Here is a 14,959-nt window from a genome sequence, read left to right on the forward strand (position 1 = left end):
CACCAAGTTCAAGGGTCAGGTATACGTACTGAAGAAGGAAGAGGGTGGCAGACACACTCCGTTCTTCAATGGATACAGACCGCAGTTCTATTTCAGAACAACTGACGTAACCGGAGATCTGCAGCTGCCGGAAGGCACTGAAATGTGCATGCCTGGAGATAACGTAGTAATGAATATCTCCCTGATCACTCCGATTGCTATCGAAGAAGGACTGAGATTCGCTATCAGAGAAGGCGGAAGAACCGTAGGTTCCGGCGTTGTAACTGAGATCATCGAGTAATTTCAGATATCGCTTAATAAAGCTATAGAAAGGATGCCCTTTGCGGCATCCTTTTTGTTTTGGGAATTCTCACGAAAACACCCCGAACCGCCCGGAAAACATGATATAATAAATTCATCTTTTTATCAGGAGAATTACCATGAATATTCAATTCAGTTTGGGAAAAAATATACCATATACAGCCATTGAAATATCCGATGAGATTACGGCGGAAGAATTGGCGGAACGGTATCGGGAGGAGACACCGTGGCCGGTGGTGGCGGCCATCATCAACCATGAGGTGAAGCCGCTGATTACGCCGATTCATAAAAACGATACCGTGCAGCTGCTGGACATCCGGAACAAGCAGGCCTATCTGATTTTTCAGAACAGCTTGATTCTGCTGTTCATCTGTTCGGTGCGGCAGATTCTGGGAAACGTGCACGTGGAGGTGATGACGTCCCTGAACGACGGGCTGTTTCTTCAGGTGATGCGTCACGGAGAGGATGGCGAGTTTCAGGTAGTGGACATGTCGGAAGATGATGTAGCGCGAACTTATTTTTATATGAAAAAAATGGTGCAGGAAGATCATCCCATTGAGGCGAAGATGTTCCGGCGAAAAGAAGCCATGGAGATTCTGAAGGAGACCGGCTTGACGGAGAAGTATCGGAGTCTGCAGCGGATGAAGGTGGATGAAACGGTACGGATCTATACCTTGGATGGATACAGCGACTTTTTCTACAACTACATGGTGCCTTCCACCGGGTATGTGTCCAAATTCGAGCTGATGAAGTATCGGGAGGGGCTTTTGCTGCGGCATCCGTCGGCGCAGAACCCGGGAGTGATTCCGGACTACGTGGATGAATATCGGGTGTACAACGCTTTGAAAGAGGAGCGTCAGTGGAATCATCTGCTGGGAGTGCAGTATCAAGCGGATATCAACGATCGGATTGAGTCCGGGGCGTACCGGACGCTGATTAAGTTAAGCGAAGCGCTGCACGATAAGAAGATTGTGGAGATTGCGGATCGGATTTCAAAGGAGGAGAAGAAGGTGGTGCTGATTCTAGGGCCCTCTTCTTCCGGAAAAACCACATTTGCCCATCGGCTGATTATTCAGCTGATGGTGAACGGCATGAAGCCGCTGTACATCGGAACGGACGACTATTTTGTGGAGCGGGAGGACACCCCGCTGGATGCAGACGGTCAGAAGAATTACGAGAACATCGATGCCCTGGATCTGCCCCTGTTTAATCGTCAGATGAAGGACCTTCTTGAGGGCCGGGAAGTGGATATGCCGGTGTTTAACTTCAAGACGGGGCATAAGGAGTTCGGAAAGCGGAAGACTCGCCTGGCGCGGAACGGGGTGATCGTCATTGAGGGAATTCACGCCTTCAACCACCTGCTGACCCGGCAGCTTCCGGAGGAGTCTAAATTCCGGATTTATATCAGCCCGCTGACTCAGATTAACCTGGATTCCCACAACCGGATTCCAACGACGGATACTCGGGTAATCCGCCGAATTGTTCGGGATAACCGAAACCGGGCTCATACCGCCGCCATGACTCTGCACCTCTGGCCGAAGGTGCGGGAGGGAGAGAATAAGAACATTTTCCCGCTGAGCAACGAGGCGGACGTGTTCTTCAATACGGTGCACGTCTACGAGATGACGGTGCTGAAGAAGTACGCGGTTCCGCTGCTGAAGGAGGTGCGGCAGGAGGAAGAAGAATATGCGGAGGCCCAGCGGCTTCTGCGGCTGTTCCGCTACGTGGACAGTTTGGACGATGAGAGCATTATCGCCGGGGACTCTATTCTGAGGGAGTTCATCGGCGGCAGTATTTATACGGATTAGATGGAGTAAAAGAATGATAAAGATCGCATTCCATACCCTTGGGTGCAAAGTAAATCAATACGAGAGCGAAGCCCTAATGGAGGCTTTTGCAAAAAGAGGAGCGGAGATTGTCCCGGAGACCGAGATTGCAGACGTGTATTTGGTAAATACCTGTTCGGTTACCAGCATTGCGGATCGAAAATCCCGGCAATTTATCCGCCGCATGAAGAAAAAGAATCCCCACGCTCTGATGGTGGTTACCGGCTGTTATGCCCAGGTTTCCTCGGAGGAACTGGAGGCCATGCCGGATGTGGACCTGATTATGGGCAACAACCTGAAATCCGAGATTCCGGACCGGGTCTGCGAACTGCTTCAGGCGCGGGAGAACCGTGAAACAGCTGTACCGCAGAAACGGAAGGAAGTACTGGCGTACCGCGACCTTCGGGGATACGAGGATATGGGCATCGTCACCGCCAGCGAGTCGGAGATGAGCCGGGCATATATCAAGATTCAGGAGGGCTGCAACCGCTTCTGCTCCTACTGCCTTATTCCGTATGCCCGGGGCGTAGTTCGGAGTCGTCCCCTGGAGGAAGTGCTGGAGGAGGCCAAAATGCTCCTGAACAAGGGATTCCGGGAACTGGTGCTCACGGGCATCAACACCGCCCTGTACGGCACGGAACCGGAGTTCGATTTCCAAAGAGAGCCGGGAGAAGAAGGTCTGAATGGGCTGGAAGCGGTGATTCGGCGCCTGGATGCCATGGAGGGGGATTTCCGGATTCGTCTCAGTTCCCTGGAGCCGACTGTGGTGGACATTAAACACATCGAGCGCATTGTGCAGTACGATAAGCTGTGCCATCACCTGCATCTGTCCCTTCAGAGCGGAAGCGATGCTATCCTGGAATCCATGAACCGCCACTACAATCGGGAGGATTATTTCAAGATTGTACGGTCGCTGCGGGATTTCGATCCTTGTTTTGGCATCACCACGGACATCATCGTGGGATTCCCGGGGGAAACCGAGGCGGACTTTGAGGACACTTTGGATGCGGTTCGTAAAAGCAATTTCGGCAAGGTCCACGCCTTCCGCTATTCCGCTCGGAAGGGCACCAAGGCGGCGGGCTTCAAGGACATGATTTCCGGACGCGTGAAGAGTCGGCGGGCCGGCGCCCTGGAAGAACAGGCGGACGAAATATCCAAAGAATTCTTCCGACGGAACCTGAATCGGGAAGACCGGGTGCTGGTGGAGCGCCACGAGAACGGCATGGCCACCGGGTACACCGGGAACTACATTAAAGTCTATATTCCGGATGAAGAGGAAACCCTGGATGCTGGCGGTTTCGTATCCGTCCGGCTGATAGAGCTATACGAGGACGGCTGTCTGGCTGAGATAACCGGGAAAAGGAGGTAAATCATGAGTGACTGCATTTTCTGTTCACTGGCGAACGGCGAGATCCCAACCGATATGGTCTATGAAGACGACCGCATTGCGTGCTTCCGGGATGCAGACCCGCAGGCTCCGGTTCACGTGCTGATGGTTCCGAAGGAACACATCGCATCTTTGGAAGAGTTGGATGAGAGCTATCGGGATCTGATGGGCTACATGATGGTGAAGATTCACGAAATCGCTGCTTCAGAAGGTCTGGAGAACGGTTACCGTGTGGTAATCAACACGGGCGAAGACGGTCAGCAGACGGTAAAACATCTGCACATCCATCTTCTGGGCAAAAGAAAAATGACCTGGCCACCGGGCTAAACCGGGACAATTCGGACATTTTGACCGAGGCGAGGGAACCGCAAGCCGAAGCTGCGGTTCCCTTTTTTTATGGGAAATTATGGTAAAATAAAGAAAAAAACCTTGATTTTGTAAGGAAAAACGAAAAAATGAACGTGATAAAACGCAGAAACAAAAATGCTGGGAAACCCCAGAGACAGTGTACAGCGGTGGCGCCGTGTAAGGCTTGAAAACAAAGGGTAATGCTTAGAAAAGAGTTGGAAAAATCCGAAAAAAATTTATAAAAAAAGCTTGCGTTATAAGATGATATCCGTTATACTAATAGAGCTTGTTTAAGGCGATGAAGCAGGAAGTTGCTGAGCTATCAGGTAATTTCTGCCGAGAATTGTCCTCGCGAGACGGGGGCGAAGGGGTTCGCTACTTTTGTTTTGAGCATTCATTTGGGAAACGCTCGAAAGAGTGTAGGAGCAAAACGAAAGCCCGGGGCGAATGAAGTGGAGTCCTGTACAAGCATAGCGAAAACAGTACAAATTATAGGAGGATCTACAATGAGTGAATTACAGAAAATCAGAATCAGACTGAAGGCGTACGATCACGCACTGCTGGACAAGTCCGCTGCGAAGATCGTAGAGACCGCACAGAGAACAGGCGCTGTTGTATCGGGACCAATTCCGCTGCCAACACAGAAGGAAGTGGTAACAATCATCAGAGCGGTCCACAAGTATAAGGACAGCAGAGAGCAGTTCGAGCAGAGAACTCACAAGAGACTGATCGACATCACGAACGCAACCACTAAGACGACTGATGCGCTCGCTAAGCTGGACATGCCTGCAGGCGTTGATATTGAGATCAAGCTCTAAGCTAGATTAGGAAGATCACATGAGAGGGCAATCCGGCCAAACCAGAGTGATCCGCTGTAAGAAAGTAGGAGGAGAAATATGAAGACACTGCTTGGAAAGAAAATCGGAATGACACAGATTTTCACCGAAGACGGCCAAGTTGTACCGGTAACCGTTGTTGAGGCGGGACCTGAAGTCGTAACACAGATCAAGACTGTTGAGACTGACGGATACAATGCGGTACAGGTTGGTTACGAAGACCAGAAAGCTCACAGAGTGAACAAGCCGATGACCGGACATTACGAGAAGGCCGGCGTTGCTCCAAAGAAGCATCTCGCTGAGTTCAGAATCGAAGACGGCGAGACTTATGAGCTGGGTCAGGAAATCACAGTAGCTGATTTCGAAGAGGGAATGAAGATTGACATCACTGGCATTTCCAAAGGTAAGGGAACTCAGGGTAATATCAAGAGACACGGACATCACAGAGGTCCGATGAGCCACGGTTCCAAGCATAAGAGACTGGCCGGCGCACTGGCAGCCGGAACTTATCCTTCCAGAGTATTCAAGGGCAACAAGGCTCCGGGAAGAATGGGAAGAGATAAGATTACCGTACAGAACGTTGTTCTGGTAAAAGTTATTGCTGACCGTAACCTCATGCTGGTAAAGGGCGCTGTTCCTGGAAAGAAGGGCGGAGTCGTAAGAATCAGACCGGCAATCAAAGGTCAAGATAAGTAAGAAGGCAGAAAGGAGGAAACAAAATGGCAAACATTAAAATGCTGAACATGGCCGGCGCTGAAGTTGGCGAAATCACATTGAACGATGCGATCTTCGGTATCGAGCCTAACGAGTATGCTGTACACGCTACCGTTAAAAACTATCTGGCAAACCAGAGACAGGGAACTCAATCTGCCAAGACAAGAAGCGAAGTAAGAGGAGGCGGACGTAAGCCTTTCAGACAGAAGGGAACCGGTCGTCACAGACAGGGAAGCACAACGGATCCATCCCAGATTGGTGGTGGTATCGTATTTGCGCCGAAGCCAAGAGATTACAGCTATGCAATTCCGAAGAAGGTAAAAAGACTGGCACTGAAGTCTGCGCTTTCCGCAAAGGTTGCTGAAAACGAGCTGATCGTTCTGGACGAGCTGAAGTTCGAAGCTCCGAAGACAAAAGAGATGGTTAAGGTCCTGGAGAATGTCAAGGCTGAGAAGAAGGCACTGATCGTACTCGCTGAGAAGGATGAGAACGTAATCCGTTCCGCTTCCAACCTGCAGGGCGTAAGAACTGCTCTTGTCAGCACGATGAATGTATATGAGATCGTTAATCATTACAGCCTGATTCTCACAAAGGCAGCCGCTGAGAAAATTGAGGAGGTATATGCGTAATGAAGACAGAATATCAGACAATCATCAAGCCGATCATCACCGAAGAGACGATGGATCTGGCAAGCGACAAGAAATATGTTTTCCAGGTTGCTAAGGAAGCAAACAAGACTGAAGTAAGACAGGCTGTTGAGAAGATCTTCGGCGTGAACGTTGCGAAAGTCAACATTATGAATGTAAACGGTAAAACAAAGAGAATGGGAAGATATGTCGGTAAGACAGCTGACTACAAGAAAGCTGTTATTACTCTTACTGCAGACAGCAAAGAGATCGAAATCTTCCAGGGACTGTAATATAGGAGGTATGTAAGAATGGGAATCAAGAAATACAATCCAACATCTCCAGGCCTCAGAGGAATGACGGTTTCGACATTCGAGGAAATCACCACTGATAAGCCTGAGAAAGCTCTTACAGTCACCCTCAAGAAGCACGCAGGAAGAAACGTAAGAGGTAAAATCACCGTTAGACACAGAGGCGGCGGTACAAGAGCAAAGTACAGAATCATCGATTTCAAGAGAAACAAAGATGACATTCCGGCAACTGTAAAGAGCATCGAGTATGATCCGAACAGATCTGCAAACATTGCTCTGGTATGCTATGCAGACGGTGAGAAGAGATACATTATCGCTCCGAACAAGCTGAAGGTCGGCGATGTAATCGTATCCGGTCCGGATTCGGATATCAAGGTTGGAAACGCACTTCCAATCGCTAACATTCCGGTTGGTACCATTATCCACAACATCGAGCTGAAGCCGGGCAAGGGTGCTCAGATGGTAAGATCTGCCGGTAACGGTGCTCAGCTGATGGCGAAGGAAGGCAACTATGCACAGGTTAGACTGCCATCCGGCGAAGTTCGTATGGTAAGAATCGACTGCAGAGCTACCATCGGCGAAGTTGGAAACATCGAGCATGCTAACATCCAGATTGGTAAGGCTGGACGTAAGAGACACATGGGTTGGAGACCGACCGTAAGAGGTTCCGTAATGAACCCGAACGACCACCCACACGGCGGTGGTGAAGGCAGAGCTCCAATCGGACGTAAGGGTCCGGTTACTCCATGGGGTAAGCCTGCGCTGGGTTACAAGACACGTAACAAGCATAAGGATTCCAACAAGTACATCGTTAGAAGAAGAAATGCCAAATAGGGAAGGAGCATATAATGGGAAGATCGCTTAAGAAAGGCCCTTTCGTTGATAAGAAACTCCTCAAGAGAATCGTTGAGATGAATGAGGCAAATGAAAAAGAAGTAATCAAGACATGGTCGAGACCATCGACGATTTTTCCGCAGATGGTAGGACACACAATTGCTGTTCATGACGGACGCAAGCATGTTCCGGTATACATCACGGAAGACATGGTTGGACACAGACTGGGAGAGTTCGCTCCGACCAGAACATACAAAGGCCATGCCGGTGACAAGTCAAAGTAGTAGAAAGGAGAAATTGACATGGAAGCAAAAGCAACTGCGAAATATGTAAGAATGTCTCCAAGCAAACTCAAGCCTGTTACCGACCTGGTAAGAGGAAAGGATTTGAACGAGGCACTGACCATCCTGAAGTTCACATCCGGTAAGGGTGCTGAGCTGGTGGAGAAGGTTGTACAGTCTGCTGCAGCAAACGCAGAGAACAACCACGATATGAATCCAGATGAACTGTATGTTGCAGAAATCTATGCAAACCAGGGCCCGACAATGAAGCGGTTCAGAGCCGGTGCTCAGGGAAGAGCATCCATGATTCTGAAGAGAACCAGCCACATTGCTGTGACTTTAAGAAGCAGAGAAGATGCAGAACAGAAGGTAGAAGGAGGTTCGCCAGATGGGTCAGAAAGTTAATCCACACGGTCTGAGAGTCGGAGTTAACAAGGATTGGAACTCCAAGTGGTATGCAGGAAAGAACGATTTCGCAGACTTCCTGATTGAAGACCAGCAGATCAGAAATTATGTAAAGAAGACTCTCTATGCAGCAGGCGTTGCAAGCGTTGTTGTTGAGAGACCGGCAGCAGACAAGGTAAGAGTTGTTATCCTGGCTGCAAGACCGGGAATGGTAATCGGCAGAGCAGGAGATGGCGTTGAAGAGCTGAAGAAGTCCATCGTTAAGATGACCGGCAAGACCGTAGAAATCTCCATCGAAGAAGTTCGCAGATCCGAGCTGGACGCACAGCTGACTGCAGAGAGCATTGCACAGGCTCTGGAGAGAAGAGTTTCCTTCAGAAGAGCCATGAAGCAGGCAATCCAGAGAACCATGAAAGCCAATGCAAAGGGTATCAAGGTTCTGTGCTCCGGAAGACTGGGTGGTGCGGAAATCGCCAGAAGTGAGAAGTACAGCGAAGGAAACGTTCCGCTTCACACTCTAAGAGCAGATATTGATTATGGTTTTGCAGAAGCAGACACTACATACGGAAAGATTGGTGTTAAGGTTTGGATTAACCATGGCGAGATTCTTGATAAGGGTCTCAAGGATGCAATTCCGGAATCCACCACGAACGACAGAAGAGACAGAAAGTCCAGAAGAAACGAGAAGAGAGATCGTAAGAAATCCTTCGGAAATCGTAGAAGGGACAGCCGCGAGGCTAGACCTGAGGTAAAGCCAGCTACAACAAGAGTTAGAAAAGCTCCGAAGGTAGAGGCTCCGGCTCCGGAAGCTGTAACTGAAGAGGTTCAGACAGAGAGCACAGAAGCATAGTATTAGAGAAAGGAGAGACTTGCCATGTTAATGCCAAAGCGCGTTAAACGCAGAAGAGTCCACAGAGGCAGAATGAAGGGCGTTGCAACTAAGGGCAACACCATTACATATGGAAGCTACGGTCTGATTGCGGAAGAGTGTGCATGGATCGATTCCAAACAGATCGAGGCTGCCAGAATTGCGATGACCAGATCCATCAAGAGAGGCGGAAAAGTTTACATCAAAATTTTCCCGCATAAGCCAATCACAAAGAAGCCTGCAGAAGTTCGAATGGGTTCCGGTAAAGGTAGTCCAGAGTACTGGGTTGCAGTAGTTAAGCCGGGCAGAGTAATGTTCGAAATTGAAGGCGTAACAGAAGCACAGGCAAGAGAAGCTATGAGACTTGCTGCTCATAAGTTGCCGATCAAGTGCAAATTCGCTGTAAAGAAAAAGGGTGGTGACGAATAATGGATCTGAATAAAATTAGAAAAATGACGGACCAGGAAAGAACCGCTGAGCTTGAAAAAATGCAGCAGGAGCTGTTCAACCTGAGATTCCAGCACGTTACCGGCCAGCTTGAGAATCCGGTTCGTATGAGAGAAGTGAAGAGAGATATCGCTCGGGTAAAGACGATTATCCGGGAAAAAGAGCTTGAAGGACCACAGGCATAACGGAAAGGAGGATGGACAATGGAAAGAAATAGAAGAAAGACAAGAGTTGGCATCGTTGTCAGCGACAAGATGGATAAGACTGTTGTCGTTGCTACAGAAGAAATCGTCAGACATTCTCTTTACGGTAAGGGTGTGAAGAGAACGAAGAAGTTCAAGGCACACGATGAGAATAACACATGTGGTATCGGCGATACAGTAAAAATTATGGAGACAAAGCCTCTGTCCAAGGATAAGAGATGGAGAGTTGTCGAAATCGTTGAGAAGGCTAAATAAGGAGGCGACAAATGATTCAGACAGAAACTAGACTGAGAGTTGCCGACAATTCCGGAGCAAAGGAACTTCTTTGCATCAGCATCCTCGGCGGAACAGGCCGTAAATATGCAAACATCGGTGATGTCATCGTTTGCGCAGTTAAGGATGCAACTCCTGGTGGAGTTGTCAAGAAGGGCGACGTTGTAAAGGCTGTTATCGTTAGAAGCAAGACCGGCGCTAGAAGAGATGACGGCAGCTACGTAAAGTTCGACCAGAACGCTGCAGTTATCATCAAGGACAGAACCGACAAGAATCCGGTTGGAACCCGTATCTTCGGACCTGTAGCTAGAGAGCTGAGAGATAACGGCTTCATGAAGATCGTGTCATTGGCACCGGAAGTACTGTAGGAGGTGTAACAATGCAGATTAAGAAGAATGATACAGTAGTAGTAATCGCAGGAAAGGATAAGGGTAAGACCGGAACCGTGCTGCGCGTACTGCCGAAGAAGAATAAGGTTGTTGTTGAAGGCGTTAACGTTCAGACCAAGCACGCAAGAGCAACCAGAACATCCAATTCCGAGATTAAGCACATCGAGGGACCAATCGATGCATCCAACGTTATGTTCTATGACAAGGAAGCAAAGGCCGGAACCAGAGTTGGCTACAAGGAAGAGAATGGAAAGAAAGTACGTTACTCCAAGAAGACCGGTAACGTTATAGACTAGTGAAAGGAGGAGAGACAGTGGCAAACAGACTGAAAGAAAAATACAGAACAGAAGTATTTGAAGCACTGAAGGATAAGTTCAATTATTCCAATCCGATGGAAGTTCCGAAGCTGGAGAAGATTACCATTAACATGGGTCTGGGCGAAGCAAAGGACAACTCCAAGATCATGGAAAGCGCTGTTAAGGAAATCGCTCTGATCGCCGGACAGAAGCCGGTTGTTACAAAGGCTAGAAAGTCCATCGCTAACTTCAAGGTTAGACAGGGTATGCCGGTTGGTGCAAAGGTTACACTGAGAGGCGACAGAATGTATGCATTCGCAGACAAGCTGTTCAACATTTCTCTTCCAAGAGTAAGAGACTTCAAGGGTGTAAACAGAAACTCTTTTGACGGCAGAGGAAACTATTCCATGGGCGTTAAAGAACAGCTCATCTTCCCTGAAATTGTGTATGATGATGTTGAAACCGTAAAGGGAATGAACATCGTGTTCACGACAACGGCTAAGACCGACGAAGAAGCTCAGGCACTTCTTGAGCTGATGGGCATGCCGTTCGCAAAGTAATTTAGGAGGAGAAAATGGCTAAGACATCGCTAAAGGTTAAACAGCAGAGAAAGCCTAAGTATAAGACTCGGGCTTACACAAGATGCAGAGTATGCGGCAGACCGCACTCTGTTCTGAAGAAATACGGTATCTGCCGTATCTGCTTCAGAGAGCTTGCTTACAAGGGCGAAATTCCGGGCGTAAGAAAAGCAAGCTGGTAGGTTTAAGTTGCGAAGGCCCGTCACTGAATTGCAGTGCGGGAACCGCGTGAGGAAAGGAGAATTACTGTTATGGCAATGACAGACCCAATAGCAGATATGCTGACAAGAATCAGAAATGCCAACACAGCTGGACACAAGACAGTAGATATTCCGGCATCCAAGATGAAGAAATCTATTGCTGAAATCCTGAAGAACGAAGGATTCATCAACAGCTACGAGGTCGTTTCTGACAGTGCACAGGGCACTATCAAAGTTGAACTCAAGTATGGTCCGAACAGAGAGAAGACCATTTATGGAATCAAGAAAATTTCCAAGCCAGGACTGAGAGTATATGCGAAAGCAGATCAGGTTCCAAAGGTTCTGGGTGGACTCGGTATCGCAATTCTCTCCACATCCAACGGTGTGATTACTGATAAGCAGGCTCGCAAGCTGGGTGTTGGCGGAGAAGTTATTTGTTACGTTTGGTAGGAGGTATAGAAAATGTCAAGAATTGGTGTTAAACCTATTACTATCCCTGCCGGCGTAGAAGTAACGGTAGACGATAATAATCTGGTAAAAGTAAAAGGTCCGAAGGGCGAGATGGAGAACAGCGTAAACGCGGATCTGGAAATCAAGATTGAAGACGGCGTACTCACCGTCACTAGACCGACCGATGACAGAATTCACAGAGCGCAGCACGGTCTGGCTAGAACTTTGATTCACAACATGGTTGTCGGTGTAACCGATGGCTTCCAGAAGAAGATGACCATCAACGGTGTAGGTTACTCTGCATCCAAGAAGGGCAACACTCTGGTTCTGAAACTCGGATTCTCCCATCCGGTAGAGATGGTTGATCCGGAAGGTATTGAAACAGAAGTTCCGGACGCTACAACTGTAATCGTCAAGGGTTCTGATAAGGCAAAGGTAGGAAACTACGCTGCAAACATCAGAGCATGGAGAAAGCCTGAACCTTACAAGGGTAAGGGAATCATCATGGAAGGCGAAGTTGTTCAGAAGAAGGAAGGAAAGAGCGGAGCTAAATAAGAAGGGAGGATTTGAAAAATGGCAAAAGCTAGCAGAAATGATAGAAGACTCAAAAGACACGAAAGAGTCAGAAAAAACGTTTTCGGAACTCCCGAGAAGCCAAGACTTTGCGTTTATAGATCGAACTGCAATATTTCGGCTCAGATTATCGATGATGTTAACGGAAACACTCTGGTTTCCGCATCTTCTCTCGATAAGGAGCTCAAGGCTCAGCTGGAGAACGGTGGAAACAAGGATGCAGCGAAGGCTGTAGGCAAAGCAGTTGGTGAAAGAGCAGTCGCTAAGGGCATCAAGGTAGTTGCTTTCGATAGAGGCGGATACCTGTACCACGGCAGAGTTAAGGAACTCGCTGACGGTGCTCGCGAAGCTGGATTAGAATTCTAAGGGAGGACAAGGAATGCGTAGCAAAATTGATGCATCCAAGCTGGAACTCACTGAGACCATCGTAAATATCAGACGTGTTGCTAAGACCGTAAAGGGCGGTAGAAACATGAGATTCAGTGTTACTATCGTTGTCGGCGATGGCGAAGGTCACGTTGGTATCGGACTCGGTAAGGCTCAGGAAATCCCTGAAGCAGTAAGAAAAGCTACTGAGGATGCGAAGAAGAAACTGATTTATGTACCGACAGTAGGAACAACCGTTCCTCACGAAACACTGGGAATCTTCGGCGCAGGAAAGGTTCTGATTATGCCTTCCGCACCGGGAACCGGAGTTATCGCTGGTTCTTCCGTACGTACCGTACTGGAAGCTGCCGGAATTAAGGACGTTAGAGCGAAATCGCTCGGTTCAAGCAATACTGGAAACATGGCACTGGCAACTATCGAGGGTCTGAGAAACCTCACCACCATCGATGAAGTTGCAAAGCGTCGTGGTAAGACACCGGAAGAAATTTTAGGATAGGAGGCAAAGATATGGCAAAGACATTAAAGATTACTTTAGTCAAGAGCACCATCGGCGCATCCCCTAAACAGAAGAAGACCGTGGAAGCACTGGGCCTGAAGAAGCTGCACCACTCCGTAGAACTGGCAGATTCCGCTGCAGTTCGCGGTGCAATCGCAAAGGTTTCCCATCTTCTGAGCGTTGAAGAACTATAAGGAGGAATGTGACCATGAGACTTCATGAATTAAAAGCAGCTGAGGGCTCCACAAAGGCTCCAAAGAGAAGAGGCCGCGGTACCGCTACCGGCCAGGGTAAAACCGGTGGTAGAGGTATGAACGGTCAGAAATCTCGTAGCGGCGGCGGAGTAAGACTCGGCTTCGAGGGTGGCCAGATGCCACTGTACAGAAGACTTCCGAAGAGAGGATTCACCAATCCGTTCACAAAGGAGTATTCTGAAGTAAACGTACAGGATCTGAATCGTTTCGAAGACGGTGCTGTTGTAGATTGCGCAGCTCTTGTTGAAGCAGGAGTTGTTAAGCAGGTAAAGGATGGCGTTAAAGTCCTGGGCAACGGCGAAATCACAAAGAAGATCACTGTAAAAGCTGAAAAGTTCAGCAAGAGTGCTGTAGAAAAGATTGAAGCAGCAGGAGGAAAGGTAGAGGTGCTCTAAATGGAGTTACTGAAGACTCTCTCACAGGCATGGAAAGTTGAAGAGCTTCGGAAGAAGATTCTCTTCACACTCATGATGTTGGTTGTATATCGAATCGGATCCAATATTCCGGTTCCGGGAATTAACAGAGCATACTTATCACAAATGTTCTCTGGAGAGACAGGTCTTCTGGATCTTTTCGATCTTTTTTCTGGTGGATCGTTCAGTAATTTTACAATTTTCGCGCTGAGTATCACACCATATGTTACAGCATCTATTATCGTACAGCTTCTGACAATTGCGCTTCCTTACTTTGAAAGACTTTCGAAAGAAGGAAACGAAGGCCACAAGAAGATGGCGACAATCACCCGATACATGACGGTTGTCCTGGGTCTGATCCAGGCAATCGGACTGACGGTGGGCCTCTTCAAGAACGCGGTCGTTGATAAGAGCGCATTTGCCTCAATTACGATAATTATGGTATTGACAGCAGGTACAGTGTTCCTGATGTGGCTGGGTGAGCAGATTAACGAGTATGGTATCGGCAACGGAATCTCATTGATTATCTTTGCCGGTATCGTGGATCGCTTCCCGACATTCGTCAGAAATACTTACGCTCAGGTATCTGAGGGTGCGATTAGCGGAGTTGCTGTATTAACATTATTGATTGTATCTATTATGCTTGTAATGGTAATCATACTGTTCGAGCAAGGCGTTCGAAAGATTCCGGTGCAGTATGCAAAGCGAGTTGTGGGACGTAAAATGTATGGGGGACAGTCAACACACATTCCGATGAAGGTGAACCAGGCCGGAGTTATTCCGATCATCTTCTCGCTATCGCTGTTACAGTTCCCGCTGATTGTTACATACTTTGCTCCGAAATCAGCATATGCGGACTTTGTCAACAAGTACATGTCACCGTCCGGAGACCCGGGTCTCTGGATTTATGTAGTATTAAACGTTGTTCTCACAATGTTCTTCACTTACTTCTACACCGCGATTACATTTAATCCGACAGAAGTGGCAGAGAATATGCGTCAGAGTGGCGGCTTTGTCCCCGGTATTCGTCCGGGAACGGCAACAGTGGAATACCTTTCCCGTGTAATGTCAAGACTGTGCTTCAGCGGAGGCCTGTTCCTGGCAGCGGTATCGGTGATTCCAACTATCGTCAGCAATTTTACACCGTTTGAAATGACATTCGGAGGTACTTCCCTCCTGATTGCCGTAGGTGTTGCAATCGACACGGTGAAACAGATTCAGAATCAAATGCTGATGAGAAACTATCAGGGATTCCTGAAATAAA

Annotated in this window: 26 protein-coding genes; all 26 read left to right on the forward strand. The window is 48.3% G+C overall.

The window, feature by feature from the left end:
• A partial coding sequence (locus PUE40_RS04465; RefSeq protein ID WP_472850824.1) for an EF-Tu C-terminal domain-related protein occupies positions 1–280 on the forward strand: 280 nt, incomplete at its 5' end.
• A gap of 139 nt (positions 281–419) precedes the next feature.
• Positions 420–2,108: a nucleoside kinase gene (locus PUE40_RS04470; protein ID WP_277672034.1), complete on the forward strand. Its 1,689-nt coding sequence runs from the start codon at positions 420–422 to the stop codon at positions 2,106–2,108.
• Positions 2,109–2,121: 13 nt separating this feature from the next.
• Positions 2,122–3,495, forward strand: a complete 1,374-nt coding sequence (gene mtaB, locus PUE40_RS04475; RefSeq protein WP_154554939.1) for a tRNA (N(6)-L-threonylcarbamoyladenosine(37)-C(2))-methylthiotransferase MtaB — start codon at positions 2,122–2,124, stop codon at positions 3,493–3,495.
• Between the two features lie 3 nt (positions 3,496–3,498).
• Positions 3,499–3,840: a histidine triad nucleotide-binding protein gene (locus PUE40_RS04480; protein ID WP_154554940.1), complete on the forward strand. Its 342-nt coding sequence runs from the start codon at positions 3,499–3,501 to the stop codon at positions 3,838–3,840.
• A 527-nt stretch (positions 3,841–4,367) separates the two neighbouring features.
• Entirely contained in the window at positions 4,368–4,679 is a 312-nt protein-coding gene (gene rpsJ / locus PUE40_RS04485; RefSeq protein ID WP_154554941.1) for a 30S ribosomal protein S10, read from the forward strand.
• Between the two features lie 78 nt (positions 4,680–4,757).
• Positions 4,758–5,393: a 50S ribosomal protein L3 gene (rplC, locus tag PUE40_RS04490; RefSeq protein WP_154554942.1), complete on the forward strand. Its 636-nt coding sequence runs from the start codon at positions 4,758–4,760 to the stop codon at positions 5,391–5,393.
• Between the two features lie 23 nt (positions 5,394–5,416).
• Positions 5,417–6,040 carry a 50S ribosomal protein L4 gene (gene rplD / locus PUE40_RS04495; RefSeq protein WP_154554943.1) on the forward strand — a complete coding sequence of 208 codons (624 nt, stop codon included), beginning with the start codon at positions 5,417–5,419 and terminating at the stop codon, positions 6,038–6,040.
• Entirely contained in the window at positions 6,040–6,330 is a 291-nt protein-coding gene (gene rplW, locus PUE40_RS04500; RefSeq protein WP_154554944.1) for a 50S ribosomal protein L23, read from the forward strand. Before rplD ends, rplW begins: the two co-directional genes overlap by 1 nt.
• Before the next feature lie 18 nt (positions 6,331–6,348).
• A complete protein-coding gene (rplB, locus tag PUE40_RS04505; RefSeq protein ID WP_154554945.1) occupies positions 6,349–7,182 on the forward strand; it encodes a 50S ribosomal protein L2 in 834 nt (277 codons plus the stop codon).
• 14 nt (positions 7,183–7,196) lie between these two features.
• Positions 7,197–7,466, forward strand: a complete 270-nt coding sequence (rpsS, locus tag PUE40_RS04510) for a 30S ribosomal protein S19 (protein WP_154554946.1) — start codon at positions 7,197–7,199, stop codon at positions 7,464–7,466.
• A gap of 18 nt (positions 7,467–7,484) precedes the next feature.
• Positions 7,485–7,868, forward strand: a complete 384-nt coding sequence (rplV, locus tag PUE40_RS04515; protein ID WP_154554947.1) for a 50S ribosomal protein L22 — start codon at positions 7,485–7,487, stop codon at positions 7,866–7,868.
• The gene (gene rpsC, locus PUE40_RS04520) at positions 7,852–8,718 is read left to right on the forward strand and encodes a 30S ribosomal protein S3 (RefSeq protein WP_154554948.1); all 867 of its coding nucleotides are present in this window, start codon (positions 7,852–7,854) and stop codon (positions 8,716–8,718) included. Before rplV ends, rpsC begins: the two co-directional genes overlap by 17 nt.
• Positions 8,719–8,742: 24 nt before the next feature.
• On the forward strand, positions 8,743–9,165 hold the full coding sequence (gene rplP / locus PUE40_RS04525; RefSeq protein ID WP_154554949.1) for a 50S ribosomal protein L16: 423 nt from the start codon (positions 8,743–8,745) through the stop codon (positions 9,163–9,165).
• Positions 9,165–9,368, forward strand: a complete 204-nt coding sequence (gene rpmC, locus PUE40_RS04530) for a 50S ribosomal protein L29 (protein WP_154554950.1) — start codon at positions 9,165–9,167, stop codon at positions 9,366–9,368. The genes rplP and rpmC overlap by 1 nt, the downstream gene beginning before the upstream one ends.
• 18 nt (positions 9,369–9,386) lie before the next feature.
• Positions 9,387–9,641: a 30S ribosomal protein S17 gene (gene rpsQ / locus PUE40_RS04535; protein WP_154554951.1), complete on the forward strand. Its 255-nt coding sequence runs from the start codon at positions 9,387–9,389 to the stop codon at positions 9,639–9,641.
• 11 nt (positions 9,642–9,652) lie between these two features.
• Positions 9,653–10,027 carry a 50S ribosomal protein L14 gene (gene rplN, locus PUE40_RS04540; RefSeq protein ID WP_154554952.1) on the forward strand — a complete coding sequence of 125 codons (375 nt, stop codon included), beginning with the start codon at positions 9,653–9,655 and terminating at the stop codon, positions 10,025–10,027.
• 11 nt (positions 10,028–10,038) lie between these two features.
• The gene (gene rplX / locus PUE40_RS04545; RefSeq protein WP_154554953.1) at positions 10,039–10,344 is read left to right on the forward strand and encodes a 50S ribosomal protein L24; all 306 of its coding nucleotides are present in this window, start codon (positions 10,039–10,041) and stop codon (positions 10,342–10,344) included.
• Positions 10,345–10,361: 17 nt separating this feature from the next.
• Positions 10,362–10,904, forward strand: a complete 543-nt coding sequence (rplE, locus tag PUE40_RS04550) for a 50S ribosomal protein L5 (RefSeq protein WP_277672035.1) — start codon at positions 10,362–10,364, stop codon at positions 10,902–10,904.
• 14 nt (positions 10,905–10,918) lie between these two features.
• Complete coding sequence (locus tag PUE40_RS04555) at positions 10,919–11,104, forward strand: type Z 30S ribosomal protein S14 (RefSeq protein WP_154554954.1); 186 nt, start codon at positions 10,919–10,921, stop codon at positions 11,102–11,104.
• Between the two features lie 69 nt (positions 11,105–11,173).
• On the forward strand, positions 11,174–11,572 hold the full coding sequence (gene rpsH, locus PUE40_RS04560) for a 30S ribosomal protein S8 (protein ID WP_154554955.1): 399 nt from the start codon (positions 11,174–11,176) through the stop codon (positions 11,570–11,572).
• Between the two features lie 12 nt (positions 11,573–11,584).
• Positions 11,585–12,127: a 50S ribosomal protein L6 gene (gene rplF / locus PUE40_RS04565; protein WP_154554956.1), complete on the forward strand. Its 543-nt coding sequence runs from the start codon at positions 11,585–11,587 to the stop codon at positions 12,125–12,127.
• 18 nt (positions 12,128–12,145) lie between these two features.
• Positions 12,146–12,511: a 50S ribosomal protein L18 gene (rplR, locus tag PUE40_RS04570; RefSeq protein ID WP_154554957.1), complete on the forward strand. Its 366-nt coding sequence runs from the start codon at positions 12,146–12,148 to the stop codon at positions 12,509–12,511.
• 13 nt (positions 12,512–12,524) lie between these two features.
• Positions 12,525–13,028: a 30S ribosomal protein S5 gene (gene rpsE / locus PUE40_RS04575; protein ID WP_154554958.1), complete on the forward strand. Its 504-nt coding sequence runs from the start codon at positions 12,525–12,527 to the stop codon at positions 13,026–13,028.
• Between the two features lie 11 nt (positions 13,029–13,039).
• Positions 13,040–13,222: a 50S ribosomal protein L30 gene (rpmD, locus tag PUE40_RS04580; RefSeq protein ID WP_154554959.1), complete on the forward strand. Its 183-nt coding sequence runs from the start codon at positions 13,040–13,042 to the stop codon at positions 13,220–13,222.
• A gap of 14 nt (positions 13,223–13,236) precedes the next feature.
• Positions 13,237–13,677: a 50S ribosomal protein L15 gene (gene rplO / locus PUE40_RS04585; RefSeq protein WP_154554960.1), complete on the forward strand. Its 441-nt coding sequence runs from the start codon at positions 13,237–13,239 to the stop codon at positions 13,675–13,677.
• Positions 13,678–14,958, forward strand: a complete 1,281-nt coding sequence (gene secY / locus PUE40_RS04590) for a preprotein translocase subunit SecY (protein WP_277672036.1) — start codon at positions 13,678–13,680, stop codon at positions 14,956–14,958.
• The last annotated feature ends 1 nt before the right edge of the window (position 14,959 follow it).

It is taken from the genome of Mogibacterium kristiansenii, assembly GCF_029224645.1.
In the GTDB taxonomy this organism is placed as follows: Bacteria; Bacillota; Clostridia; order Peptostreptococcales; family Anaerovoracaceae; genus Mogibacterium_A; species Mogibacterium_A kristiansenii.

What these genes read in the sequence shown, in the direction of transcription:
- PUE40_RS04470 (WP_277672034.1), top strand. Translation starts at nt 420, where the DNA reads ATGAATATTCAATTCAGTTTGGGAAAAAATATACCATATACAGCCATT.
- mtaB (WP_154554939.1), top strand. Translation starts at nt 2,122, where the DNA reads ATGATAAAGATCGCATTCCATACCCTTGGGTGCAAAGTAAATCAATAC.
- PUE40_RS04480 (WP_154554940.1), top strand. Translation starts at nt 3,499, where the DNA reads ATGAGTGACTGCATTTTCTGTTCACTGGCGAACGGCGAGATCCCAACC.
- rpsJ (WP_154554941.1), top strand. Translation starts at nt 4,368, where the DNA reads ATGAGTGAATTACAGAAAATCAGAATCAGACTGAAGGCGTACGATCAC.
- rplC (WP_154554942.1), top strand. Translation starts at nt 4,758, where the DNA reads ATGAAGACACTGCTTGGAAAGAAAATCGGAATGACACAGATTTTCACC.
- rplD (WP_154554943.1), top strand. Translation starts at nt 5,417, where the DNA reads ATGGCAAACATTAAAATGCTGAACATGGCCGGCGCTGAAGTTGGCGAA.
- rplW (WP_154554944.1), top strand. Translation starts at nt 6,040, where the DNA reads ATGAAGACAGAATATCAGACAATCATCAAGCCGATCATCACCGAAGAG.
- rplB (WP_154554945.1), top strand. Translation starts at nt 6,349, where the DNA reads ATGGGAATCAAGAAATACAATCCAACATCTCCAGGCCTCAGAGGAATG.
- rpsS (WP_154554946.1), top strand. Translation starts at nt 7,197, where the DNA reads ATGGGAAGATCGCTTAAGAAAGGCCCTTTCGTTGATAAGAAACTCCTC.
- rplV (WP_154554947.1), top strand. Translation starts at nt 7,485, where the DNA reads ATGGAAGCAAAAGCAACTGCGAAATATGTAAGAATGTCTCCAAGCAAA.
- rpsC (WP_154554948.1), top strand. Translation starts at nt 7,852, where the DNA reads ATGGGTCAGAAAGTTAATCCACACGGTCTGAGAGTCGGAGTTAACAAG.
- rplP (WP_154554949.1), top strand. Translation starts at nt 8,743, where the DNA reads ATGTTAATGCCAAAGCGCGTTAAACGCAGAAGAGTCCACAGAGGCAGA.
- rpmC (WP_154554950.1), top strand. Translation starts at nt 9,165, where the DNA reads ATGGATCTGAATAAAATTAGAAAAATGACGGACCAGGAAAGAACCGCT.
- rpsQ (WP_154554951.1), top strand. Translation starts at nt 9,387, where the DNA reads ATGGAAAGAAATAGAAGAAAGACAAGAGTTGGCATCGTTGTCAGCGAC.
- rplN (WP_154554952.1), top strand. Translation starts at nt 9,653, where the DNA reads ATGATTCAGACAGAAACTAGACTGAGAGTTGCCGACAATTCCGGAGCA.
- rplX (WP_154554953.1), top strand. Translation starts at nt 10,039, where the DNA reads ATGCAGATTAAGAAGAATGATACAGTAGTAGTAATCGCAGGAAAGGAT.
- PUE40_RS04555 (WP_154554954.1), top strand. Translation starts at nt 10,919, where the DNA reads ATGGCTAAGACATCGCTAAAGGTTAAACAGCAGAGAAAGCCTAAGTAT.
- rpsH (WP_154554955.1), top strand. Translation starts at nt 11,174, where the DNA reads ATGGCAATGACAGACCCAATAGCAGATATGCTGACAAGAATCAGAAAT.
- rplF (WP_154554956.1), top strand. Translation starts at nt 11,585, where the DNA reads ATGTCAAGAATTGGTGTTAAACCTATTACTATCCCTGCCGGCGTAGAA.
- rplR (WP_154554957.1), top strand. Translation starts at nt 12,146, where the DNA reads ATGGCAAAAGCTAGCAGAAATGATAGAAGACTCAAAAGACACGAAAGA.
- rpsE (WP_154554958.1), top strand. Translation starts at nt 12,525, where the DNA reads ATGCGTAGCAAAATTGATGCATCCAAGCTGGAACTCACTGAGACCATC.
- rpmD (WP_154554959.1), top strand. Translation starts at nt 13,040, where the DNA reads ATGGCAAAGACATTAAAGATTACTTTAGTCAAGAGCACCATCGGCGCA.
- rplO (WP_154554960.1), top strand. Translation starts at nt 13,237, where the DNA reads ATGAGACTTCATGAATTAAAAGCAGCTGAGGGCTCCACAAAGGCTCCA.
- secY (WP_277672036.1), top strand. Translation starts at nt 13,678, where the DNA reads ATGGAGTTACTGAAGACTCTCTCACAGGCATGGAAAGTTGAAGAGCTT.